The 6195-nt window shown below is 40.3% G+C and carries 8 protein-coding genes; 4 read left to right on the forward strand and 4 right to left on the reverse strand.

Features of this window, described 5'->3' with window-relative positions:
* Positions 1-69: 69 nt before the first annotated feature.
* Together spoVG and spoIID are read left to right on the forward strand one after the other, a co-directional pair.
* Complete coding sequence (spoVG, locus tag KCX82_RS21700; RefSeq protein ID WP_227020560.1) at positions 70-363, forward strand: septation regulator SpoVG; 294 nt, start codon at positions 70-72, stop codon at positions 361-363.
* 251 nt (positions 364-614) lie between these two features.
* Positions 615-1613, forward strand: a complete 999-nt coding sequence (gene spoIID / locus KCX82_RS21705) for a stage II sporulation protein D (protein WP_227020561.1) — start codon at positions 615-617, stop codon at positions 1611-1613.
* Positions 1614-1851: 238 nt separating this feature from the next.
* Here spoIID and murA read toward each other — a convergent pair whose 3' ends face one another.
* The 3 genes from murA to KCX82_RS21720 form a co-directional block, all read right to left on the reverse strand.
* Positions 1852-3114 (reverse strand): UDP-N-acetylglucosamine 1-carboxyvinyltransferase, encoded by a 1263-nt coding sequence (murA, locus tag KCX82_RS21710; protein ID WP_227020562.1) that lies wholly within the window; start codon positions 3112-3114, stop codon positions 1852-1854.
* 258 nt (positions 3115-3372) lie between these two features.
* On the reverse strand, positions 3373-3903 hold the full coding sequence (locus KCX82_RS21715) for a spore maturation protein (RefSeq protein ID WP_227020563.1): 531 nt from the start codon (positions 3901-3903) through the stop codon (positions 3373-3375).
* Positions 3900-4475: a nucleoside recognition domain-containing protein gene (locus KCX82_RS21720; protein WP_227020564.1), complete on the reverse strand. Its 576-nt coding sequence runs from the start codon at positions 4473-4475 to the stop codon at positions 3900-3902. Before KCX82_RS21720 ends, KCX82_RS21715 begins: the two co-directional genes overlap by 4 nt.
* Before the next feature lie 110 nt (positions 4476-4585).
* Here KCX82_RS21720 and KCX82_RS21725 point away from each other — a divergent pair, with 110 nt between their 5' ends.
* Both KCX82_RS21725 and KCX82_RS21730 read left to right on the forward strand, forming a co-directional pair.
* A complete protein-coding gene (locus KCX82_RS21725) occupies positions 4586-4912 on the forward strand; it encodes a hypothetical protein (RefSeq protein WP_227020565.1) in 327 nt (108 codons plus the stop codon).
* A gap of 108 nt (positions 4913-5020) precedes the next feature.
* On the forward strand, positions 5021-5263 hold the full coding sequence (locus tag KCX82_RS21730; RefSeq protein WP_227020566.1) for an AbrB/MazE/SpoVT family DNA-binding domain-containing protein: 243 nt from the start codon (positions 5021-5023) through the stop codon (positions 5261-5263).
* Positions 5264-5309: 46 nt separating this feature from the next.
* Here KCX82_RS21730 and KCX82_RS21735 read toward each other — a convergent pair whose 3' ends face one another.
* Complete coding sequence (locus KCX82_RS21735; protein ID WP_227020567.1) at positions 5310-6071, reverse strand: tRNA1(Val) (adenine(37)-N6)-methyltransferase; 762 nt, start codon at positions 6069-6071, stop codon at positions 5310-5312.
* Positions 6072-6195 lie beyond the last annotated feature (124 nt).

Raw genomic sequence — 6195 nt, forward strand, 5'->3', positions numbered from 1 at the left:
TATAATGTTGGCATACATTATACATACCTCTATTAAAGATTTAGTCAGGCATGAAAGGGTGGTGTCAGTATGAAAATAACTGATGTAAGAGTTCGTAAGGTAAATGATGAAGGCAAAATGAAAGCCGTAGTCTCCGTCACTTTCGATGATGAATTTGTGGTACATGACATTAAAATCATCGAGGGACAAAATGGTCTATTCATAGCTATGCCAAGCAGAAAGATGGGAGAAGGCGATTTTCGAGATATTGCCCACCCATTAGTATCAGAGACCCGTAATAAGATTAAGGATGCCATTTTTGCTGAATACGAAAAAGTATTGGAGGAGAAAGTAGAGGAAGCAGCAGAGCCTGCGAAGGAATAATTTTTTTTATATAATAATGAACGGATAAAACACCATGCATCTTCAGGCTGGTGTTTTTTTTTACGTGTAAAGCCTTCGGATTTTTGATGATTAAAGCCTTCGGATTTGATGATTAAAGCCTTCGAATTTGATAATTAAAGCCTTCGAATTTGATAATTAAAACCTCCGGATTTTAACAGACGATTTTATTCTTCATTTTTTATTTCGATCCTTCATATACTCTAGTAAGACAGGCTTATGGAGGAACAAAGATGAATTACAAAAGAGATTTATTAAAAGGACTGGCGATCACCACTGTGCTGGTGTTATTTTCATTGGTATTGCTGCCTTTTACCTTGGTCAGCCTATTCTCCGGCAACGATGAGCAAGCACCTATCGCAAAAGATCCAAATTATGAACCGAGCTATATCAAGGTTTACCGCCATGACAGCGGCAAAACGGAAACCATTGAATTTGAAGAATACGTGAAAGGAGTGGTGGCCGGAGAAATGCCCTCAAGCTTTGAAATGGAAGCACTGAAGGCACAGGCAGTAGCTGCCAGAACCTATTCTTTATCCAAGATTGTTCGATCAGGTGACGGAGGCAATCCTGATCATCCCTCCGCTCCTGTTTGTGACGATACACATTGCCAGGTATACCGAAGTGTGGATGAGCTGAAAGAGATCAAATCAGCTGAATGGATGGCCACAGGCTGGCCGCGGATTGTGGAGGCTGTGGACAGTACCAGAGGGGAACTTATGTACTATCAAGGAGCATTGGTAGAGCAGCCCTTATTTCACTCTTCCAGCGGCGGCAAAACAGAAAATTCAGAGGATGTTTTCGTATCGGCACTTCCGTACCTGAGAAGTGTTGACAGTCCTTATGAAACGGAAGCACCCCATCAGCACGAACAGATAACCATATCCTTATCTGAATTCTCTAAGAAAATAAAGAAAGCCTACCCCAAGGAAAATGTCGGAACCATAAACAGCAGTACTATTAAGGTAACAAATCGCAGTGAGGGAGGTAGAGTTGCAACGATAAAAGTCGGCAATCTTTCCCTCAAGGGCAGGGATATCCGGGACCTCTTTGGTCTTCGATCTGCCAATTTCGCCGTTTCCTTCCAGGGTGATTCTGTTGTCTTTACCACTGAGGGTTACGGTCACGGTGTAGGAATGAGTCAATGGGGAGCCAACGGCATGGCACAACAGGGGTTTACTTATAAAGAGATACTGACCCACTATTACAGCGGGGTTGAAATCAGAAAATAAAAAAATGGAAATGACGGATATTCACTGTAAGGGATATCTTCTACATATTAAAAAAGACCTATACTATGTTTTGCAATTTCCCCTCATCCTTCGAATGTTTGATTCTAATGAGATGTAACATTCTCGGCTTCAAAGTTACTGTTCAATATAGTATAGGTCCTGAATCCAGTCCTTCACGATTATACTCGATTGGTTTTACTTCCCGGATTATAATATTCTAATTTTTCATTTTTTTCTATTATTCTTCCATTCTGGTGATCTTTGCACCCAGAGCCTTGAATTTGCGAATAAAATCTGCATATCCGCGCTCTATATGATAGACTTCGGATATTTCCGTTGTTCCTTCCGCCATAAGGCCCGCCAGTACCAGCGCAGCTCCGGCTCTCAGATCAGTGGAGATTACCTGTGCTCCCTGTAGCTTTCTGTCTCCCTGGATAATGGCACTTCTGCCCTCTATTTTTATGTTGGCGCCCATTCTATTCAATTCACCGATGTGCATGTACCTGTTTTCGAATACCGTTTCAATTACAACACTGGCTCCTGCCACCGTAGTCAGAAAGGCCATGAATTGGGACTGCATATCCGTCGGGAAGCCCGGATACGGAAGAGTTTTGATATCCGTGGATATCAAAGGATTGATATCTCCCCTGACTCTCATTCCTTCGTCGCTGTCTTCAATGACAGCTCCGCATTCCTTCAACTTTGCAATCACCGGCTTTACGTGATCCGGTACCACATTTTTAATTAAAACATTTCCTCTTGTGATGGCTGCCGCTACCATAAAGGTACCGGTTTCAATTCTATCTGGAATAACAGCATGCTTTGTTCCATGTAATTTTTCTACACCCTCGATTTTGATGGTGTCCGTCCCCGCGCCTTTAATCTTTGCGCCCATTTTATTTAAAAAATTTGCTAAATCAACAATTTCAGGTTCTTCTGCAACATTTTCAATCACCGTAATACCTTCTGCCAGCACAGCGGCCATCATGATATTTTCTGTTGCCCCAACACTGGGAAAGTCTAAATAAACGTTGCATCCTACCAGCTTGTCGGCTCTCGCTTCCACGTATCCGTGCCCTTCTACGATTTCCGCTCCCAATGCCTGAAAGCCCTTTAAATGCAGGTCTATAGGTCTGGCTCCAATGGCGCAGCCCCCTGGCAGTGCGATCTTCGCCTTTCCCGTCTTTGCAAGAAGCGGCCCCATTACCAGTATGGATGCTCTCATCTTTTTTACCAGTTCATATGGGGCTTCTTCAGCAATTATGCTCTTCGTCTGAATTTCTATCAAATTATTTATATAATCTTCTTTTACCTCCGAACCGATGCTGCTGAGAAGTTTGCACATGACGTCCACATCTCGTAAAACCGGTACATCCATAATCTCGCATTTTTCTTCTGTCAACAAAGCTGCTGCCATAATTGGCAATACTGCATTTTTTGATCCGCTGATTTCTATTTCACCTTGTAACGGACCACTTTTTTCTACTAAAAATTTTGCCACTGTTTTCCTCCAAATATATATCAATTGTCCAGATTCATTCTATTGTGTTTGTCTTACTTAGTATAACTACTTTTTCACTTTTTTTCAATGAAAATTTATACCACCATCATCTACGTAACAAATACCTGTAACATATCCATTAAAAATTCTCATAAAATAGGAAAAGAAAGAAGTCTCAGTTTTATGCTAAAGGGGGACAAAAAACATATTCTTTCAAGACCTCTTTCTCTCTTCTTTCAATTATCCCCTGGTAGTCTGTCAAATATACACGCAGGCTAAAAGTGATGCAAAAATACCAACAATATATCCGATGAGTCCTGCCATAAACGCGTGCCGGATATTTTTGACAGACGTAGCTCCAAAATAAACCGCTAAAACATAAAATATGGTCTCACAGCTTCCTACCATTACCGATGCCGCTCTACCGACAAAAGTATCCGGACCGTAAGCGGTTACAATTTTTTCAACCAAGACCAAAGATCCGCTTCCCGAAACAGGACGCAAAAGAATCAGAGAAATCAGTTCTTCCGGAATTCCCACTAAATGAAACAGAGGAGAGAGCAGATTCTCCAGAAATTCCATAGCACCGGAGCTTACCAAAGCTTCAATTCCAATAAAAATTGCAATAATAAAAGGCAATAATTCTGCAGCGGTTTTCAGTCCGTCCTTGGTACCTTCAATGAAATAATCATAAATGGGAGCTCTCTTATAAATTCCGTACCCTATAATGACAGAGAGCATTCCGGGAATGAAAAACAAAGAAACGTTACTCAAAACCTCTGCTATCATATTCTTTTCCTCTCATAGAATTTGCATACCATAATGGATGCAATCATAGAGATTAAACCGGCAATAATTGCAGGTATGATAATGCTTCCGGAATTTACTGATCCCGCTTCGCTTCTGATTTTTATTACCGTAATCGGAACAAGCTGTATCATGGACATATTGACTGCAATGAACATGCACATGGCATTGCTTGCAGTCTCACTTCTGTTGTTTTCAGCGTCTAGCATGGACATAGCCTTGATTGAGAATACCGTAGCGCTGTTTCCTGCTCCGAAAAGATTTGCCGTAAAACTCATCAAAATCATTGCTGTAGTTTCTTTTCTAAGACCCTTCGGGAACAAGTACCGGATCAATGGTTTTGTCTTTTGCGCAACCAGATCTATAAGGCCTGTCTCCTTTGCAATATTCATAATGCCGGACCAAACCCCCATGATTCCTGCGAGCCCCAATATAAAATAAACACCATCGGTGCAGCTTTTCATCAAGCCTTCGCTAAATTCGCCGAGTCTGCCGTTTATGACTGCAAATAAGATTCCTAAGACAAGCATTCCCGCCCATATGTAGTTCATCATGTGTTCGTCGCCTCCTTCTTACAGACTATTATTATTCATATTCAAAATATAAAAAAAGATGTTGAATATTTCCATTTTCTAGGCCATAATATAACGAAGGAGGGATGTATATGAATACCACCATTACGCTTGGCGATGCAGGCTTGCTGTTAATTGGACTAGCCTTGCTCGTTTTAATCATTTATTGTATTCTCTTTGTAAGGAGTTTAATTCCTACGATTAAAAATATGAATAGAATATTGGAGGACGCCCAGGTAATTTCTTCCATAGCTGCCGAAAACGCACAGGGTGTCAACAAAATAATCGGCGATGTATCGTCCTCAGTAGGAAGTATTTCGGACATAATTAAAGGAAATCAAAGTGTTGTCGCTGCACTCACTTCACTCGTAAACGCAATTGGCTCCTTAAAAAACCTATTAAACAGAGAGAAAAAATAGTCATTGACTATATTTTTACGAAATGTTAATATAAGGTAAGGATTTTTCCTAGTAAATATTATGAATTAGTGAAAGTAAGATTCACTATAGAAAGGGGACAAAAGACAGATGAAAGCTACAGGAATCGTCAGAAAAGTAGATGAATTAGGCAGAATCGTGCTTCCGATCGAATTAAGAAGGACTTTAGATATTGAAATTAAAGACCCAATTGAAATCTATGTAGATGGTGACTATATACTTTTGAAAAAGTATGAACCAGCTTGTATCTTCTGCGGAAATGCAAAGAATGTTAAGAGAATTCATGACAAAAATGTATGCTCGAATTGTATTGAAGAAATGCAGAAGCTCTAATTAAAAAAACCTGCTTAACAAGTTAGCAGGTTTTTTATTTTTTCTTTTATTTTCTTTCGTAGATTCTTAAAATCTCCTCAGTATAGCATCCGTTTTCCTCATACACATATAACGGATCCAAAAACTTCAGCTCCGGCCTTCCGTGCTTGACACAGTGCATCAACAAAATGTTCGGCTTTCTGTTCCGATTCGGACTTACCAGTCTTAACTCCTTTGGCTCCAATTTGTTCTGTCGGCAAAGGATACAGATATCGACTAGTCTGCTTGGCCTATGAACCAGATAAAAGTCGCCTTTATCTTTTAATAAAGAGGCTGCAGTACCGATGAAGTCTGATAATCCTGCAGTGGTTTCATGACGTGCAATGGTCTTTGCATCCTTTTGATTCTTCAGGCCTCCGTTCCCTTTCATATAAGGCGGATTGGAAAGCACCGCGTCAAAGCTCTGGGGGTTTATATTCTTATCACCCAGAATGTCTTTCACATCGCTATGAATCAGTTTTACTCTATCATGTAAATGATTCAGTTCGATATTTCTCAGACCACGCTCATAGGAATCCTGCTGCAGTTCAACGCCAAGAATCTCATCGGCCTCAGTTTTATGACTCAATATTAATGGTATGATCCCGGTACCTGTACCCAGGTCAATCACTCTGGATCCCCTCTTTACCTCTGCAAAGGAGGCCAATAATACAGCATCAATCCCATAACAAAAATCCTCGGGTTTTTGAATCAACCTGAGGCTTCCAAATCCAATTTCGTCTATTCGTTCTCCTTCGTTGCACCAGTTCATGAATTGTTTCCTTAACATATTATTTATTAGTTTGTGAAACTAAGTCACAATTTTTGTCTGATCAGCAAAAGGTCTAATTTTATGTGATAACGCAAAGCTGGTTCGCAGTTTTGATATTTTCATAACCTCATCTCATGATTTT

Origin of the sequence: Sinanaerobacter chloroacetimidivorans, assembly GCF_018128545.1 — a bacterium.
GTDB classification, from domain to species: Bacteria; Bacillota; Clostridia; order Peptostreptococcales; family Anaerovoracaceae; genus Sinanaerobacter; species Sinanaerobacter chloroacetimidivorans.